This window comes from Ferruginivarius sediminum (assembly GCF_003344765.1).
Taxonomy (GTDB): domain Bacteria; phylum Pseudomonadota; class Alphaproteobacteria; order Kiloniellales; family Rhodovibrionaceae; genus Ferruginivarius; species Ferruginivarius sediminum.
Genome location: NZ_QPMH01000056.1, coordinates 1 through 1161, shown reverse-complemented (window position 1 = coordinate 1161; position 1161 = coordinate 1). Strand labels below are relative to the sequence as shown.

Sequence of the window (1161 nt, the reverse complement as noted above, 5' to 3'; positions counted from 1 at the left end):
ACGGTGGAGTCCCGTGAGGGATTCCCCGTGGCGCTGCGGTGTGCGAGTCTACGCCACGCGCAGCGGGATCAGCTTCGAGGTTTCTCCGGATGACCGCCGTCACCTTGAGGCGCTCGTCCGGGATCGCAACACCCCTCAGAACCATGTCTGGCGAGCCCGGATCGTGCTCTTCAGCGACGACGGCCTCGGCACCAACGCGATCATGCGCGAGACCGGCAAGTCCAAGACCTGCGTCTGGCGCTGGCAGGAACGGTTTGCCGAGCAGGGCGTGGACGGGCTCTTGCGCGACAAGACGCGCCCGCCGGGCACCCTGCCGCTCGATCAGGAGGTGGTCGACCGGGTGCTGGTGTTGACCTGCGAGCCGCCGCCGAAGGAGGCAACCCATTGGACCGGGACTATGATGGCCGCGGCTGGCGGAATCAGCGTCAGTCCGGTGCAGCGGATCTGGCGCAAGCACGGCCAGCAACCCCACCGCATCCGGCATTAGGCGCTCCGCGCCGACTTCCTGTCCAAGCTCTCCAACGATCCCGAGTTCGCCACCAAGCTGCGCGACGTCGTCGGCCTCTACACGGACCCGCCGGCCCATGCCCTCGTCTTCTCGGTCGATGAAAAGAGCCAGATCCAGGCGCTCGACCGGACCCAGCCGGGGCTGCCGCTCAAGAAGGGCCGCACGGGCACGATGACCCACGACTACAAGCGGCATGGCACGACCACGCTGTTCGCCGCTCTCAACGTGCTCGACGGCACCGTCATCGGGCGCAACATGCAGCGCCATCGCCATCAGGAGTTCATCCGCTTCCTGAACCTGATCCAGCGCGAAGTCCCCGCCGGCAAGAGCGTCCACCTGATCCTGGACAACTACGCCGCCCACAAGCACCCGAAGGTCCGCGCCTGGCTTGCCCGCCATCCCCGCTTCACCTTCCACTTCGTGCCCACCTCCTGCTCCTGGCTCAACGCCGTGGAAGGCTTCTTCGCCAGGCTCAGCAAGCGCCGACTGAAGCGCGGCGTGCTCCGCTCCCTCGTCGACCTTCAGGCCGCCGTCAATCGCTTCGTCGCCGAACACAACCAAGCCTCCAAGCCCTTCATTCGGACCGCCGATCCCGACCGGATCATCGAAGCCGTGAAACGCGGGCACCAAAAGTTAGGTTCGCTCCACTAGCG

Annotated in this window: 1 pseudogene; it reads left to right on the top strand. The window is 66.3% G+C overall.

From position 1 onward, the window contains the following. The first annotated feature begins 40 nt into the window (after positions 1-40). Positions 41-1159, top strand: a pseudogene (locus DRB17_RS19785) (IS630 family transposase). The last annotated feature ends 2 nt before the right edge of the window (positions 1160-1161 follow it).